Source organism: Bacillus australimaris (assembly GCF_001307105.1).
In the GTDB taxonomy this organism is placed as follows: Bacteria; Bacillota; Bacilli; order Bacillales; family Bacillaceae; genus Bacillus; species Bacillus australimaris.
Genome location: NZ_LGYN01000001.1, coordinates 623,569 through 639,880, shown reverse-complemented (window position 1 = coordinate 639,880; position 16,312 = coordinate 623,569). Strand labels below are relative to the sequence as shown.

At 41.0% G+C, this 16,312-nt stretch carries 14 protein-coding genes; 11 read left to right on the top strand and 3 right to left on the bottom strand.

Annotated elements, in window-relative coordinates:
• Window positions 1-32 precede the first annotated feature (32 nt).
• Window positions 33-1,775 (bottom strand): ABC transporter ATP-binding protein, encoded by a 1,743-nt coding sequence (locus AKG37_RS03365; RefSeq protein ID WP_060697763.1) that lies wholly within the window; start codon window positions 1,773-1,775, stop codon window positions 33-35.
• Between the two features lie 148 nt (window positions 1,776-1,923).
• Between AKG37_RS03365 and AKG37_RS03360 the strand changes: the two genes are divergently transcribed.
• From AKG37_RS03360 to AKG37_RS03350, 3 genes are read left to right on the top strand one after another with little or no spacing between them, the layout of a single operon-like run.
• Window positions 1,924-3,372: an ABC transporter permease gene (locus AKG37_RS03360; RefSeq protein WP_060697762.1), complete on the top strand. Its 1,449-nt coding sequence runs from the start codon at window positions 1,924-1,926 to the stop codon at window positions 3,370-3,372.
• Window positions 3,373-3,386: 14 nt separating this feature from the next.
• Window positions 3,387-4,901, top strand: a complete 1,515-nt coding sequence (locus AKG37_RS03355) for an ABC transporter permease (protein WP_149865064.1) — start codon at window positions 3,387-3,389, stop codon at window positions 4,899-4,901.
• 23 nt (window positions 4,902-4,924) lie between these two features.
• Window positions 4,925-6,718 (top strand): ABC transporter substrate-binding protein, encoded by a 1,794-nt coding sequence (locus AKG37_RS03350; protein WP_060697557.1) that lies wholly within the window; start codon window positions 4,925-4,927, stop codon window positions 6,716-6,718.
• A 135-nt stretch (window positions 6,719-6,853) separates the two neighbouring features.
• On the opposite strand, the gene AKG37_RS03345 is transcribed toward AKG37_RS03350, so the two are convergent.
• Complete coding sequence (locus AKG37_RS03345) at window positions 6,854-7,297, bottom strand: YslB family protein (protein WP_060697556.1); 444 nt, start codon at window positions 7,295-7,297, stop codon at window positions 6,854-6,856.
• A 282-nt stretch (window positions 7,298-7,579) separates the two neighbouring features.
• Between AKG37_RS03345 and AKG37_RS03340 the strand changes: the two genes are divergently transcribed.
• The 5 genes from AKG37_RS03340 to AKG37_RS03320 all read left to right on the top strand — a co-directional run bounded on the left by AKG37_RS03340 (window position 7,580) and on the right by AKG37_RS03320 (window position 12,132).
• A complete protein-coding gene (locus AKG37_RS03340) occupies window positions 7,580-8,188 on the top strand; it encodes a succinate dehydrogenase cytochrome b558 subunit (protein WP_060697555.1) in 609 nt (202 codons plus the stop codon).
• Between the two features lie 37 nt (window positions 8,189-8,225).
• Window positions 8,226-9,986: a succinate dehydrogenase flavoprotein subunit gene (gene sdhA / locus AKG37_RS03335; protein ID WP_060697554.1), complete on the top strand. Its 1,761-nt coding sequence runs from the start codon at window positions 8,226-8,228 to the stop codon at window positions 9,984-9,986.
• A 1-nt stretch (window position 9,987) separates the two neighbouring features.
• Window positions 9,988-10,752, top strand: a complete 765-nt coding sequence (gene sdhB / locus AKG37_RS03330) for a succinate dehydrogenase iron-sulfur subunit (protein WP_060697553.1) — start codon at window positions 9,988-9,990, stop codon at window positions 10,750-10,752.
• A gap of 122 nt (window positions 10,753-10,874) precedes the next feature.
• Window positions 10,875-11,336, top strand: coding sequence for an acyl-CoA thioesterase (locus AKG37_RS03325; protein ID WP_060697552.1), 462 nt, complete (start codon window positions 10,875-10,877; stop codon window positions 11,334-11,336).
• 76 nt (window positions 11,337-11,412) lie between these two features.
• The gene (locus AKG37_RS03320) at window positions 11,413-12,132 is read left to right on the top strand and encodes a biotin--[acetyl-CoA-carboxylase] ligase (protein WP_060697551.1); all 720 of its coding nucleotides are present in this window, start codon (window positions 11,413-11,415) and stop codon (window positions 12,130-12,132) included.
• Window positions 12,133-12,159: 27 nt separating this feature from the next.
• On the opposite strand, the gene AKG37_RS03315 is transcribed toward AKG37_RS03320, so the two are convergent.
• Window positions 12,160-13,290 carry a 2-methylaconitate cis-trans isomerase PrpF family protein gene (locus tag AKG37_RS03315; protein ID WP_060697550.1) on the bottom strand — a complete coding sequence of 377 codons (1,131 nt, stop codon included), beginning with the start codon at window positions 13,288-13,290 and terminating at the stop codon, window positions 12,160-12,162.
• Between the two features lie 136 nt (window positions 13,291-13,426).
• On the opposite strand from AKG37_RS03315, the gene AKG37_RS03310 reads away from it, so the two are divergent.
• The 3 genes from AKG37_RS03310 to gerE all read left to right on the top strand — a co-directional run bounded on the left by AKG37_RS03310 (window position 13,427) and on the right by gerE (window position 16,188).
• Window positions 13,427-14,287 (top strand): LysR family transcriptional regulator, encoded by an 861-nt coding sequence (locus AKG37_RS03310; RefSeq protein WP_060697549.1) that lies wholly within the window; start codon window positions 13,427-13,429, stop codon window positions 14,285-14,287.
• Window positions 14,288-14,440: 153 nt separating this feature from the next.
• Complete coding sequence (locus AKG37_RS03305; RefSeq protein WP_060697548.1) at window positions 14,441-15,757, top strand: CitMHS family transporter; 1,317 nt, start codon at window positions 14,441-14,443, stop codon at window positions 15,755-15,757.
• A gap of 206 nt (window positions 15,758-15,963) precedes the next feature.
• Window positions 15,964-16,188: a spore germination transcription factor GerE gene (gene gerE / locus AKG37_RS03300; protein ID WP_003184172.1), complete on the top strand. Its 225-nt coding sequence runs from the start codon at window positions 15,964-15,966 to the stop codon at window positions 16,186-16,188.
• Window positions 16,189-16,312: the final 124 nt, after the last annotated feature.

The window sequence follows — 16,312 nt, the reverse complement described above, 5'->3', positions numbered from 1 at the left end:
GGTGGACCCCATGTGTGGGGTCCACCTCTTTTTTATTGTGCTGTTGGAATCGCTACCCAGTGATCCTTTGATATTTCCACTAGTTCAGTATGCTGTAAGCCATACGGATCCTCCTCAACTTGTTCTGTCAAAGCGATTCTTTGCTTCTTCGCTTCAACTTTAGGATCAGGTATAGGGATGGCTGCAAGTAATGACTTTGTGTAGGCGTGCTGAGGATTGTTATACAGTTCCTCACTTTCAGCCAGTTCAACAATTTTACCTGCATACATCACAGCTACTCGGTCACTAATATGTTTCACCATCGAGAGATCGTGTGCAATGAATAAATACGTCAATCCAAGTTTTTTCTGAAGGTCTTCCAATAAGCGCACAATTTGGGCCTGGATAGAGACATCGAGTGCAGAAAGGGGTTCATCACATACAATTAATTCTGGTTCGACGGCAAGAGACCTGGCGATCCCAATTCGTTGGCGCTGTCCTCCAGAAAATTCATGAGGATATCGATCGGCATGTGATGGCTTTAGACCTACCATCTCAAGCAGTGCTTCTACTCTTTCTCTTCTCTCGGCATTGCTGCTGCTTAACCTGTGAAGATCAAGTGCCTGCCCGATGATATCAAGTACTTTAAACCGGGGATTTAAGGAGGAATAGGGATCTTGAAAAATCATCTGCATATGCCGCCTCATCGTTTTCATTTCTTTTTTTGAGAGGCGATTGACGGGTATTCCCTGAAACAGAATATCACCATCTGTCGGTTCATTTAAACGAAGAATCGCTCGGCCGGTGGTCGATTTCCCTGAACCTGATTCGCCAACAAGTCCCAATGTCTCTCCGCGTTTGATCAAGAAATCAATCTGATCTACCGCTTTTAATAAACGTCCTTTGCCGATCTGAAAGTGCTGAGATAATGACTTGACTTCAAGTAAAGGTAGATCATGTTCTTTCATATGTATATAATGAAAATCTTTCTTGTTTTTTTTCTTTTCATGCAAACGAGGCAAAGCATTCAAAAGCTTTTGTGTATAAGCATGCTTAGGATGTTCAAACAATTCTTCTGTTGTATTGGACTCGACAATTTTTCCTTCTTTCATAACGACCACTCGATCACACATTCCGGCTACAACGCCAAGATCATGTGTAATGAAGATAATCGATGTACCAAATCGTTTTTGAATGTCCTTCATCACATGTAAAATTTGGGCTTGGATTGTTACATCAAGTGCAGTGGTCGGCTCATCTGCAATAAGCAAAGCAGGCTGGGAGGCTAAAGCAATGGCAATGACGACCCTCTGACGCATACCGCCAGAAAATTCATGCGGATATTGCTGATAACGCTCCTCACTATGCTTAATCCCTACAAGCTTCATCAGGTCAATGGTCTGTTGTTTTGCTTCCTCTTTTGAAAGCTGCTTGCGCTTAATCAAGCTTTCAGCGATTTGAGGGCCGATCCGCATAGTTGGATTGAGAGAAGTCATGGGGTCTTGAAAAATCATACCAATGTCCTGACCTCTTACTGCCTGCATTTCTTTTTCTGTTTTAGTTGTTAGTTCTTCCCCTTGAAAGGTGATACTTCCTGATTTTAAAAAGGAAGGAGGTGATGGAAGGAGCTTTAAAATACTTCGGGCAGTTACACTTTTTCCGCTCCCTGATTCCCCGACAATACCAAGTGTTTCTCCTTTTTTTACTTCAAAGCTAATTCCGCGTACAGCTTCTAATTCACCATCACGTGTGTGAAATGATATATGCAAATCGTCCACTTTTAAAAGAGGATCCAAATCCTTCAATTCTTTCCACCACCTGTTTAATATGGATATTGACTTTCAAATAGAGCTAGCATAAACTTTACTATACCGGTCGGAATAATGCAATTAACAATTTGGAACTGACAGACCATGGGAAAGGTGGAATGATTGATTGACGAGAATGTTGGCTGTAAAACATGATGTGGCTGGTGGCACATCTCATTCATCTTGGCTAAGTCGAAAATATCAAGACATGCAATTACGCCGCACGTATCAAATATTGTTATGGATTGTTGGTTTACCGGTGCATTTGATTGTGTTTTTCTATTATTTACATAAGAGAAAACAAGATACATATATTGATGTCTTTGAAGAAGTAAACCACCGTTTGATTGCTTCAGGTGATAAAGAAAAAATAAGGGCTGATATACATCAGCAAGTGTTGAGGAAAAAAGAATTTTTTAATGAAAAAATAAAACCACATGAAATAGACAAACAAACCAAACAATGGACAGAAGAAACCTTTCAAAAGATAGTGAGGTTGAAAGTAGAAGAAGAGCTGAAAAGCCAAGGTCAGGCGAAAATCACTTTTGAACATATTTTTGTTTCACTTTTATCCAATCGGATTTTTCTGATCGCTTCTTTTATTCCAGGCTTACCGATGTACGTCGTTCTTTTTTTATACGGACATGTATTCTTGAAATATATCGTTGAACGGTTATTCATGAGTGTATTTGTGATTATTGGTGTGGTGATTCTTGTCTTTACCATTCTCTATTTTTCACCATTTGATCCAGCAGCAAATATTCTGGGAGAATCCGCAACAAAGGAGCAGATCGCAACTTTTAATCATCTGTATGGTCTAGACCAATCTTACATTCACCAGTTATGGAACGCCTTAAAGGGCTTTTTCACATTTGATCTAGGAAAATCGTTTACAGGAAATGAAGAAGTGGCAACAAGTATAGTGAATAGATTTCCTATCACACTCACATTGGCGGTATGGTCACTTGTGATGGCCATTGTGGTCGCTATTCCAATAGGGGTTATGTCTGCAACAAGACCGTATTCTTTTTTTGATTATTCATTTATGTTTATCGCATTGCTTGGGTTGTCCATTCCAAACTTTTGGCAAGGTCTCATTTTCATTTTAAACTTTTCAATCAAATGGCAATGGCTTCCGGCTACCTATTCCCCGGGAAATTGGTTATCTATGCTAATGCCAGTGGTTGTACTTGGTACTGGTTTGACTGCCTCGATTGCTAGGATGACGAGATCATCTATGCTTGAAGTCATGTATGAAGATTACATGATCACAGCAAAAGCAAAGGGGTTAAGTCAGCAGCATATTTTATGGAGACATGGAATCGGCAATGCCATGATTCCTATCATTACAGTCATTGGACTACTTTTCGGTGCGATGCTTGGTGGAGCGGCTGTTACAGAAAAGGTGTTCAATATTAGTGGGATTGGAAGTTATATCGTTGATAAGCAATTTATCCCTGATATTCCGAGCATTTTGGGTGGGGTTGTATATGTGGCAATTACCATTTCATTGGTCAATGTCATCATTGATATTTTATACGCATTTTTCGATCCGCGAATCAGATCCAAAATGAAACAATATTGAAGTAGGTGGGAGGCATGTCAGCAACAATGAAGTCATTTCATTCTCATCAACAGAAACATGCGAAAAAGCGGTCTGTTGAATACAATGGGGCAAAGTTCACAACCGTTTCATCAATGGTACTTACCATTCTTTTCTTCATGAATAGTATTGATTTTGCTCATCTAACCGTGAAGCCACTGATGTTTTGTGTATCTTCTGTTTACCTTCTCTTTACACTGATTCAAATAGGTATTACATGGAAAATCAAAAATGATTTAGAAAAAGCAGGTGTTATTCAAAGATCGACGAGACGTTTAGGTTATGTGCAGATTTTGAGTCTTTTCGCAGGTCACCTGATCATCGTTGTTTTTGCCTTCAGTCTGTTAAAAGAAAGAAAAACTTTAGCTTATATCTTTGCTTCTTACATGCTGATCAATCATGTGTTCATCATAGCTTTGTCGGCTCTTAATCTATTCAAACCATATGTAACAGACTCTTTTCCGCTCGCTATGTTGATGTTGTTTTTAATCAGTCTGTTTTATGCGGCAACATTTGTGTTTGTCATCAAGCTAGAGGAGAAAAGGACAGCATCAGCAACATATATTGCGATAGGCCTTGTGCTTACATCTCTTATGGGCAATGTATTTGCCCTTCTTCTTGCCCTTCAGCTTGTGGTGAAATCAAGTAATATCAAAAAGTATCATTTTGAAAAATGGTTCTCCATTTGGGAGAAAATCACAAGAAACCAAGCAGCGATGTTAGGACTGTTTTTCATTGTTTTTGTCTTCTCCATTTCAATGTGGAGTGTGTTCACCTTCGATTATGAATTGGCGGTCGAGAATCAATATGGTGCTATACTGCACACGCCAAGTCTTGCTTACCCACTTGGAACAGATCAATTTGGCCGGGATGTATTTTCTCAAATTGTGTTTGGCGCAAGAATTTCTTTGCTTGTTGGCTGTATTTCAACTCTGATTCCAGTAGTCATTGGAGGTTTTTTGGGAGCGATTGCTGGATACTACACGCCAAAAACGGATCATGTCATTATGCGGCTACTTGATGTACTCTATGCCATTCCTGGCACATTGCTGGCGATCGCTATTATTGCCGCATTTGGAGCAAATATTGTGAATTTAATCATTGCTCTCAGTGTTGGAGCTATTCCGACCTATGCAAGAACGATGAGGGCCAATGTATTGATGATTTCTAATCTAGAATATGTTCACTCAGCTCGTGCATTAGGTGCTAGTGACTGGTCTATTATTTTTAAGGAAATTGTCCCTAATTCATTGGCGCCAATGATTGTGAAAGCAACTCTGACAATTGGGTCGGCAGTGATTGCGACAAGTAGTTTGAGTTACTTGGGTCTTGGGGTCGAACCACATATTCCAGAATGGGGAAATATTTTAAAAGCAGGGAGCACCTATCTAGAATCTCATGCCTATCTCGCTGTATTTCCTGGGCTCGCCATTATCATGCTTGTCTTATCATTTAACTTTTTAGGTGATGCATTAAGGGATGCATTAGATCCAAAATTAGATGAAATGTAATAGACTTTAAAGGAGGAAAAATCATGAAAAAAAGTATACTGTCATTGCTCACTATATTGATTGTCGTATTAGCTGGCTGTGTGAACACGAAATCAAGTGTAGGAAATGAGGGGAAGACTCAATCTTCACAAGAAACCATTGAATTACTTGGGATGAGTAGCAATGAAGATGACCTTAATATTGTTCGTGATCAATTGGTGAAGAGTGGATTTAAGGTGAAACTCAATATTCAGCCTGATTACGGTAGCTACACAGCTCAAAAGGATGCAGGGAATTATGATATCGTCCTCTCAAGCTGGACGACTGTGACGGGGAACCCTGATTATGCGGTTCGAGGCCTGTTTAAAACCGGTGCTGCTAACAGCATCATGTCAGATAAACAAATCGATCAATTGATTGACAAAGCAGCAACAGAAACGCCAGATGAATATACTAACACTTATCAACAATTGGAAGACCGACTTGTCTTTGACAAAGCCTATATTGCGCCGCTTTACAATTCATTGAAAGCTCAAGGCGTGAACCAAAATGTTGTCAATGAGAAGACAGTTCGTTTAGCTAAATCTCGGGCAGTTGCATGGGAATCGATTGATTTTAACGATCCATCAAAAAGAAATTCAGATCCTCTAATCACTCAGCAGGCTTTAGCTTCACTTACATCACTTGATCCGATCAAAGCCAATGATGGATCGATTAATACACTGAATACGAATATGTATGTAAGGCTTGTGAATTTGACAGATAATGATACGGTCACATCAAAAGGCTCACTCTCATGGAATCATGCCGCAGCAGAAGATAAGAGAAAGTATTACTTCTTATTAAGAGATGATATTCATTTTGCACAGGTGAAGGATAAAAAAGCAGTGAATTCAGGTGAACGGGTAGGTGCAGATGATGTGGTCTTTTCGCTGAATAGAGCCAAGGATAAAAACGCAGTACCAGACCATCGTACATACTCATTGCATGAGCATATTCAAAGCGCTGAGGTTGTAACAGACCTTTCTGAATTGAAAGCAAGCACAGGTAAGGGCGGTACGATAAAAGATGCATTGGAAAAAGAGGTACCTCAGAAGATTACAAAGCTAGTAAAAGAAAAAAAGGATTCAGACAATCAAGCAGGTGCCTATCAAGTTGTCAAGATCACAACAACAGAGCCTTTCCCGCAAGTATTAAACTATTTAGCCCACCAATCAGCAGGAATTGTTTCCAAGAAACAGGTAGAGCGTATAAACACATACGATGTTGATTCCTTTGATCCAGCAAAGGATATCCCTTATGGTGATCAAAATACAGTCACAGAAGGGAAGAAATACAACAACCAATTGTTTGCGAGCGGTCCATACATTTTATCTTATAAGAACGACTATGAAGCGGTTTTTTATAAAAACCCTGCATATATGAAAGGAACAGAGAACGAGCCAAACATTTCACAAGTCACCGTTCGATTTATCGAAAATCCAGATAGTGCGTTATCTGCTCTCCGAAATGGAGAAATTCATATTTTTAATGGAATACCTGAAACAAAATATGATGTGGTCGAAGCAGACAGCAAGCTAGCCTTGCAAAAGAATCAGAGCAACGCTGTTGCCTATCTGTTATTTAACACCTCTAAACGTGAAGTGGCAAAAAGTGAAGACTTACGAAAAGCGATCCTTTATTCCATTAATCAAGAGGAATTTGTTAACTTCTATCAAGGAAATAAACAAAAGGCGTCATCTACCGTCAGTCCGCTTGTTCAAACAAAAAACGAGTTAAAGCCGGATGCTAAAAAGGTGAAAGAATATTTAGCAACATATCAAGAAAGTAAAAAATGATCAAGAAGCATCTACTCCAACGACGGGAGTAGATGTTTTTTATATGAAGGGAAAGTCACTTCTATATGTGTGCTATGATAGAAGAAGACATATAAAAAAGGCGTGACCTGAAGTCTGCGCCTTTTATAAAGAGTGTTAGCTAGGGTCTCTTAAATCCCACTTAACGGTTAAAATGACTTTCTCAGCACGCTTTTTCACTTGTTCATAGGATTCAGCTACGTGCTCATTGAGAAGCTGAATTTGTTCAGCAATAAAACCTGCTTCCATCTGAAAGCATGGCTCCTTTTGATAGGTGAGTCGATTTGATACAAGTGGACCTTCGAGCTCAAACTCAATTTCCTGTTTTTTCGAATGGACCATTGTGAGCGTACCCCATCCGGCTTCATGGAAAAATTCGGGGATCTTCTCCCATGACTCTTGAGGAAATTTACGAGCAAGCAGTTTACCCGCAAAATACATCATAGATGAGTGGTCCTGACCAAGAATATCAGGCAGCAGAACTTCGCGTATCAGCTCGTAGGCAAATCCATTGACTTCAATTTCTTTAAGCTGTTCTAAGTTAGATTCGAATTTATTCATTGTACGGCTCCCCTCTTTCAACAATTTATTATAGCTCATGTGGGCATATGATGACAGAGTTTTCCCTGAAGTCTAAGAAATTCTTATTGTAGTAAAACGAAATTTGATTTAAAACTTTAAAATTTCGGAAAATTTTAATTTATGTACGCGGTTTCTTGACGCTTTTTTGACATAGGAGTAAAATGAAATTGTCAATAAATTTGAATAAAGTGCTTACATTTGAAAGAAGCGGGGGTAAGACAATTTTCAAGCAATTGCACTTTTTTACTAGGGGGTAAAGTAATGTCGGGGAACAAAGAATTTTTATATCGGAGATTGCATTCTTTGCTTGGCGTCATTCCGGTCGGTCTATTTTTAGTACAGCACTTAGTGATTAACCACTTTGCGACGGATGGACCAGAGGCGTTTAACAAAGCTGCACACTTTATGGAACAGCTGCCATTCAGGTACGCACTTGAGCTGTTCGTGATTTTCTTACCACTGATCTATCATGCTGTTTACGGGGTGTACATAGCCTTTACGGCACAAAACAACACGTCTCGCTTCAGTTACTTAAGAAACTGGTTGTTCAGACTGCAAAGGGTTTCAGGAATCATCACATTGATTTTTATCACTTGGCACGTATGGGAAACACGCATTCAAGCTCAGCTTGGAGCTGAAGTCAACTATGACATGATGGCGAATATTTTAAGCTCTCCATTTATGCTAGGCTTCTATATTGTCGGCGTTTTATCTACTATTTTCCACTTTGCTAATGGCTTGTGGTCATTTGCTGTCAGCTGGGGAATTACGGTTTCACCACGCTCACAAAGAATCTCTACATTTGTGACATTAGGTATATTTATAGCGCTTTCATATGTAGGGCTAAGAGCAATTTTCGCTTTTGTTTAAGAGGAAATAGATTAGTAGAAGAGGGAGAGGGGCTACAATGAGTAATTCTAGCATCATCGTTGTCGGAGGCGGCTTAGCTGGTCTTATGGCAACTATTAAAGCAGCAGAAGCGGGAACAGCTGTTAAACTATTTTCAATCGTACCTGTGAAACGTTCGCATTCTGTATGTGCACAGGGCGGAATCAACGGAGCGGTCAATACAAAAGGTGAAGGGGATTCACCTTATGAACATTTTGATGACACGGTATACGGCGGGGATTTCTTAGCTAACCAGCCGCCAGTAAAGGCAATGTGTGAAGCAGCGCCGTCCATTATCCACTTACTTGATCGTATGGGTGTTATGTTTAACAGAACACCAGAGGGATTACTGGACTTCCGCCGTTTCGGGGGAACACAGCACCACCGTACAGCGTTTGCTGGAGCCACAACGGGCCAGCAGCTATTATACGCACTGGATGAGCAAGTTCGCCGCTACGAAGTAGCAGGACTTGTCACGAAATATGAAGGATGGGAATTCCTTGGCGCTGTTTTAGATGACGAGGAAGTATGCCGAGGGATTGTCGCACAGAACTTGACGACAATGGAAATTGAATCCTTCCGCTCAGATGCTGTCATCATGGCAACTGGTGGTCCTGGAATCGTGTTCGGTAAATCAACGAATTCCATGATTAACACTGGATCTGCTGCATCGATCGTCTATCAGCAAGGTGCTCATTACGCAAACGGAGAATTCATTCAAATTCACCCAACAGCGATCCCAGGAGATGACAAGCTTCGTCTCATGAGTGAATCAGCTCGTGGTGAAGGCGGACGTGTTTGGACATATAAAGACGGGAAGCCTTGGTACTTCCTTGAAGAAAAATACCCAGCATACGGGAACCTTGTACCGCGTGACATCGCAACGCGTGAAATTTTTGACGTATGTGTCGAGCAAAAGCTTGGCATCAACGGAGAGAACATGGTCTATCTGGATCTTTCTCACAAGGATCCAAAAGAGCTTGATATTAAGCTTGGCGGAATCATTGAAATCTATGAAAAATTCATGGGTGACGATCCGCGTAAGCTTCCAATGAAAATTTTCCCTGCTGTTCATTACTCCATGGGCGGATTATGGGTCGATTATGATCAAATGACGAATATTAAAGGTCTGTTCGCTGCAGGAGAATGTGATTACTCTATGCACGGTGGAAACAGACTTGGTGCAAACTCACTGCTTTCTGCAATTTACGGCGGAATGGTCGCTGGACCAAATGCGGTGAAGTACATTAGTGGTCTTGAGAAATCTGCGGAAGACCTATCTTCTGCAACATTTGACAGTGCCGTAAAGAAAGAGCAGGAGAAATGGGACAACATACTCAGCATGGATGGCACAGAAAATGCGTACGTGCTTCATAAAGAGCTTGGAGAATGGATGACGGATAACGTCACAGTGGTTCGCTACAATGACAAACTCTTAAAAACAGATCAGAAGATCGAAGAACTCATGGAGCGCTATAAGCATATCAACATCAACGATACCGCATCATGGAGCAACCAGGGCGCTGCCTTCACGCGTCAGCTTGATAACATGCTTCAGCTGGCAAGAGTCATTACGATCGGGGCATACAACCGGAATGAAAGCCGAGGCGCACACTATAAACCGGAATTCCCAGACAGAAACGATGAAGAATTCCTTAAAACAACGATGGCTACGTTCAAAGGGAAAAATCAAAAGCCTGCATTCCACTATGAGGACGTCGATGTATCGTTAATTGCACCTCGTAAACGAGATTACTCGAAGAAAAAGGTGGAGAAATAAGATGAGTGAAAAAAACACGATCCAATTGATAATCACACGTCAAGATACAGCAGATGGAAAGCCTTATGATGAGGAATTCGAAATCCCTTACCGCCCGAATATGAACGTCATTTCCGCACTCATGGAAATTAGACGTAATCCGGTCAATAAACAAGGTGAAACAACAACGGCGATCAACTGGGATATGAACTGTCTTGAAGAGGTGTGCGGAGCTTGTTCCATGGTCATTAATGGAAAACCGCGCCAGTCATGTACAGCGCTAATTGACAAGTTAGAGCAGCCAATTCGTCTCCAACCGATGAAGACATTCCCGGTTGTGAGAGACTTGCAGGTTGATAGAAGCCGTATGTTTAACTCATTGAAAAAAGTAAAAGCATGGGTGCCGATTGACGGCACATATGATCTTGGACCTGGACCAAGAATGCCTGAGAAAAAACGTCAATGGGCGTATGAGCTTTCTAAATGCATGACATGTGGTGTCTGCCTTGAAGCTTGTCCAAACGTGAATGATAAGTCTTCCTTTATGGGCCCTGCACCGCTTTCGCAAGTTCGTCTATTTAACGCACATCCGACAGGTGCGATGAATAAGTCTGACCGTCTAGAAGAAATTATGGGTGACGGTGGTCTTGCGAACTGCGGGAACTCTCAAAACTGTGTGCAAGCGTGTCCGAAAGGAATCCCGCTGACAACATCAATTGCAGCACTTAACCGAGATACAACATTACAAGCTTTCCGTAACTTCTTCGGAAGCGATCACGCAGAATAACAGCACATTCAGTCCTCTTTGCCAATCATGATGAGTGTTTACGGAGAGGCTGGATGTCACACAAAATAAACGCCTCTTCCGATCTGGGAGAGGCGTTTATTGATGAATAAGGAGATGATGAAGTGAGACTGCCGTCATATATTGAGGAACCGTTTGAACAATGGAGGGCATCCTTTCGATTTTATGTCGAAACGACTGTCCGTTTTTCAGAAACGGATATGTTTGGCCATATGAACAATGTCACCCCTTTTGTGTATTTCGAAGAAGCACGGATTGCCTTTTTTCAAAAAACGGGAATTGTTGATAAACGTATGAAACGAGTCAAAGAGACGATGACAGTTGTGGCAAACCTGCAATGTGATTACATCAAACAGGTGGAAATTGGTGAAAGGCTTCGTGTGTATGTAAAACCAGAAAGAGTCGGATCAAGTTCACTCATTCTTCATTACTTAGGAGAAAACGAACAGCAGGAACCATGTTTTACAGGCTCAGTCACGATGGTGCAAATTAGTAAAGACACAGGCACTTCTGTTCCTTTTACTGAAGAAGAAAAAGAGACATTTCAAGCCCAGCGAAATAAGTAACATAGCGCCCTCATCAACGTGCAAACTTCATTTTGTTATAATAAAAAGGATATTAAGAGAAACAAAAGGAGAACACATGAAGATTTTTCAATATGACACCATTGATAGTACAAATAATGAAGCAAAAAGACTGATGCAGCAAGGAGAAAAGCCCTCATTTGCTGTCTATGCACATCAGCAGACAGCAGGAAGAGGCAGGCTTGGCAGGCCGTGGGAAACACCTGCAGGGAATGTCGCTGTGACCATGACGGTCTTGCCGCCAGAAGAGCTCTCCACTCAGTCAACGATCGCTCCGTTGACGGCACTTGCGATTTATGATGTGCTCAAACCTCTCATGAGGGCTGAAGATCAGCTGGCGATCAAATGGCCCAATGATATTCTCATTAATGAAGCAAAAGTATCAGGCACATTGATTGAAGCAGACCGTACCGCTATTTATATCGGAGTTGGCATCAATGTAAAGACAAAACCCGAGCATGTTCCGTACAAAACCATTTGCCTGTCAGAGCTGTCAGAGGTGAAAGCCGATCAGCTTGTAAAGGAACTAGCGGCAGCATTTGGAAAGTATCATACACGCTGGCAGAATGAAGGATTTGAAGCGCTCACTGCCCTCTATAACAAACGATTATATCGTCTTCATAAACCGCTCCGAATCTCGTTAGATCGTGAAAAACAAAAGTGGGAAGAAGGCATTTGCTGCGGGGTCAATCGCTACGGTCATCTCCAGTTGAAAGATGAGAAAGGGCAGATAAAAGCCCATTCTGCCGGAGATATTGATGCACCGCTTGAGCATTAAAAAAAGCAGACGATGTTCTCGTCTGCTTTAAGCTTCTCTTTTAATCTGAGGCTGAATGATATAGTCTTGTTTCGTGAAGACAACTCCGTCTAGAATTTCTCTTGCGGTTCGAATGACTTTGACTCTGTTTTGAGAGATATCAATTTCAGTTTGCATCACACCAGCAGGGTGCCCAATACGAAGTGTGTCATCTTTTCCTTGAAACAGCTGAGCCGGAAGCGTTTCATCCAAGAAACAGCTGGCTGTTACGCAGACAGAGCCAGTAATGGCAAGTGCTTGGTGTGGTCTTTGCATCGATAGCATACGAACGATGATGTCCATATCTGCTGCTCTTCTCAAGACTCCATTTGTATCTACATAATCAGCAGGCTCGCTAATGAGCGCAAGCTTTGGAACAGCTGGAGATTGTAATGTCGCCATTTCTTTTGGTGCAAAGTGGCACATTTCAGCAGCGATAGAACGAATTTCTTCTAAATCATCCAGTAATTCGTCTGTAAACTCTTCAGGCAATTCAGTTCCTTTTAATTGAATATCTTTGGCACGAATAAAGGCAATTGGATTTGCAATGTCAACGATCGAGATTGGAATCTCTCCAAACTTTGTTTGAATCGTATCAATTTTGTTTCCAGTCGGAAAGGTTTTGCCTGTGACAGCGCCTTCAGGATTTTCAAAAGATAAATAAATGGGAGAACCTGTCCCTTTTACTCCTGGAATTTCTGCCTGTCCTTCAAATTTTACTTCTCCATTTTCGACTTCGACCTCTGCTGTAATGACTTTATTTGTGTTTGTATTGAGGATACGTACAGTCGTAATAGGCTCAACCGCTTGAACAAGTCCTTTAATGATGGCATATGGCCCAACGGCTGATGAGATGTTCCCGCAGTTCCCTTTAAAGTCGACAAATTTCTCATTAATGCTGACTTGTGCAAATGTATAGTTCACATCCACATCTGGGCGGGTGGCTTTATCAATAATGGCTACTTTGCTTGTTAAAGAATTACCGCCGCCGATTCCATCGACCTGCAGCCGGTCAGGGCTGCCCATAATGTCTAATAGGAATGCCTCGAGTTCATCGTGTTCAAATGGTGCATTGTTTGCTTGAATGAATACCCCTTTGCTTGTACCGCCTCGCATGATTGTGATTGGAACTTTTCTCATTACTCTCACCCTCAATTTTTAATTAACTGTTTATCTAACCAAAATGGTAAAGTATAATAAGAAATAAGTTAAATACATTATTTTGAGAATAATCGATAAAAATATTTTATGATTAGTAAAAAAGGAGGGCAAAAAAATGGATGAAAAAGATTGGCGGTTTCTAAAGGTGCTTTATGAAGAAAAGAACATCACAAAAGCGGCAGAAAAATTATTTGTCTCTCAGCCTGCCTTAAGTTACCGATTGAAACAGCTTGAAGAGGAGTTTGATATGAAGCTTTTCTTTAAAAGAAAACGAGGCATCGAATTTACGTCAGAGGGCGAGTACTTGGCTAAATACGCAAATGACATGCTCAAACAGCTCCAGCAAACGAAAGATGGTATGCTCAATATGCAAAAAAAGGTCAAAGGAACGATCCGGTTAGGGGTTTCAAGTAACTTTGCCCAGTATAAACTGCCTGAAATTTTAAAAGGATTTTCTAAGCAGTATCCACATGTTCAATTTATGGTAAACACAGGCTGGAGCACAAAAGTCATGGATTTATTAGGGACATCAAGTGTACATTTAGGCATTTTAAGAGGAGATTACGACTGGAATGGAGAACGATTTTTGCTCGATAAAGAGCGGCTTTGTATCATTTCAAAATCAGAAATTCAGCTAAAGGATCTCCCGGCGCTGCCGCTCATTGACTATCATACAGACAGTTCATTAAAACGGCTGATTAATAGATGGTGGCAGGAAACATTCACAATGCCCCCGCTTGTCACGATGGAGACTGATCGGCAGGATACTTCAAAAGAGATGGTGAAGCATGGTTTAGGCTATGCGATTGTCCCGGAAATTTGCCTCAGACCAAGTGATGAGTTATTTGTAAAAGGTCTTTCGTATAAAGATGGACAGCCTGTTTTAAGAGATACATGGCTCATGTACCAGCCAGATTCACTCCATTTGTCTGTTGTGAAAGCATTCATTGAGTTTTTAAGAAATCAGCAAGGTTAATTATAAAAGAAATTTATTGAATATACGAAAAAATCGATATTTTCATTATAAAAAAAGCTATTATATCCTTGAAATAGAAAGCGCTAACATGTAGGTCGCAAGTGCAAAGGGGTGCTTGCAGATCATGTGAAGAAGAGGATGGAGGGATATGAAGTGCTAGCTATTTTAGGGATCTTGATGGTCTTGACATTTACATTTCTTATTATGACGAAACGTATGCATCCGGTGGCGGCTTTAACCATTGTACCTATCGTATTTGCATTGATCGGCGGTTTTAACAAAGGTTTAGGCGACATGATGCTTGATGGATTGAAAACTGTTGCACCATCAGCTGCTTTATTGTTATTTGCAATTTTATTCTTTGGTGTCATGCTGGATGCTGGATTATTTGATCCTCTAATTAAACTCATTTTACGTATTGTAAAAGGTGATCCTGTCAAAATTGCTTTTGGGGTAGCGATTTTGTCTATGCTTGTTGCTTTAGATGGAGATGGAACAACAACGTATATGATTACCGTATCAGCAATGTTGCCACTTTTCTTAAGAATTGGGATGAACCCATTAATTTTAGGAACAGTTTCATTATTATCCTTAGGAATTATGAGCGGAATGACGCCTTGGGGCGGCCCGGCTACTCGTGCCATCGCGGCGCTTGGATTAGATGCAGGTGAATTTTTTATTCCATTACTTCCAACGATGATTGGAGGCGGTCTTTTTATCCTTTTTACTGCGTATGTACTCGGGAAAAAAGAAAGAAAACGGATTGGGATTGCAGAGATACAGCACAAAGAAGAAGTGTCCATTTCTCCTGAATTGGCTGCGTCAATCGAGGATGGAGTCGCTGATATCAAGAGACCGAATTTGATTTGGATTAACTTTTTTCTAACAATTGCTGTCATGGTCACACTAGTTCTAGATATCATACCGATTCCCGTACTTTTCTTAATTGGATTTGTGATTGCTCTCATGATCAACTATCCAAAAATTGAAGATCAGCGCGAGAGAATTTTATCACATGCAGGAAACGCATTAACGGTTATCACACTTGTATTTGCAGCAGGGATTTTCACTGGGATCTTTTCGGGAACAAAAATGGTTGAGGCCATTGCCAATTTGGTGATTTACATGATTCCGGATTCCTACAGCTCATTTTTCCCGCTGATTGTTGCTTTGACGAGTATGCCGTTTACATTTGTTCTTTCAAATGATGCTTACTATTTCGGGGTGCTGCCAATCTTGGCTGAAGCTGGCGCAGCTTACGGAATTGATCCAGTGGAGATTGCACGCGCTTCTATCATCGGACAGCCTGTTCACTTACTGAGCCCGCTTGTGGCTTCAACACTGCTTCTTGTCAGTATGCTGAACAAAGATATTGGCGATTTGCAAAAATACGCACTGCTATGGACCGTGTTAACAGCCCTTTTTACAACACTTATTGCTTTGTTAACAGGCGCCATTTCAATCTTTTAAATACTGGATAAAAAAGGACGATGTCTCGGGTAGGAGACTCGTCCTTTTTTGTGTGGATGAAAGCGCAGTGAATTGGACGCTCATATACGGGATTTCTCGATTTTAACGTCACCTACCCCTTGCACCCGGCATATGATATCTCGACTATACAGAATCCCATTCTATAGAGACTAGAGCTCTCACCTTAGCAAGGAGGGTTACAATACTTGAAGGAGAAAGAGTTTCAATCCAAGCCGCTATTAACCAAAAGAGAAAGAGAAGTATTCGAATTGCTCGTCCAAGATAAAACAACAAAAGAAATTGCAAGCGAGCTTTTTATTAGCGAAAAGACTGTTCGAAATCATATTTCGAATGCCATGCAAAAGCTAGGAGTCAAAGGCCGTTCACAGGCCGTAGTCGAGCTTCTGCGTATGGGTGAGCTAGAGCTCTAACGTCAGCCGGTTTTCCTTCCATATTGGGAAGGAGCCGGTTATTTCTATATGGTTTCCATGAGTCTCTTCTTGCATTTTCTTTGAAAAACAAGGAAAATAGAAATGTACATTTTAATCAAAGTGA

Coding starts and splice junctions, on each gene's coding strand:
- AKG37_RS03360 (WP_060697762.1), top strand. CDS start 1,924: ATGTTGGCTGTAAAACATGATGTGGCTGGTGGCACATCTCATTCATCT.
- AKG37_RS03355 (WP_149865064.1), top strand. CDS start 3,387: ATGTCAGCAACAATGAAGTCATTTCATTCTCATCAACAGAAACATGCG.
- AKG37_RS03350 (WP_060697557.1), top strand. CDS start 4,925: ATGAAAAAAAGTATACTGTCATTGCTCACTATATTGATTGTCGTATTA.
- AKG37_RS03345 (WP_060697556.1), bottom strand. CDS start 7,297: ATGAATAAATTCGAATCTAACTTAGAACAGCTTAAAGAAATTGAAGTC.
- AKG37_RS03340 (WP_060697555.1), top strand. CDS start 7,580: ATGTCGGGGAACAAAGAATTTTTATATCGGAGATTGCATTCTTTGCTT.
- sdhA (WP_060697554.1), top strand. CDS start 8,226: ATGAGTAATTCTAGCATCATCGTTGTCGGAGGCGGCTTAGCTGGTCTT.
- sdhB (WP_060697553.1), top strand. CDS start 9,988: ATGAGTGAAAAAAACACGATCCAATTGATAATCACACGTCAAGATACA.
- AKG37_RS03320 (WP_060697551.1), top strand. CDS start 11,413: ATGAAGATTTTTCAATATGACACCATTGATAGTACAAATAATGAAGCA.
- AKG37_RS03315 (WP_060697550.1), bottom strand. CDS start 13,290: ATGAGAAAAGTTCCAATCACAATCATGCGAGGCGGTACAAGCAAAGGG.
- AKG37_RS03310 (WP_060697549.1), top strand. CDS start 13,427: ATGGATGAAAAAGATTGGCGGTTTCTAAAGGTGCTTTATGAAGAAAAG.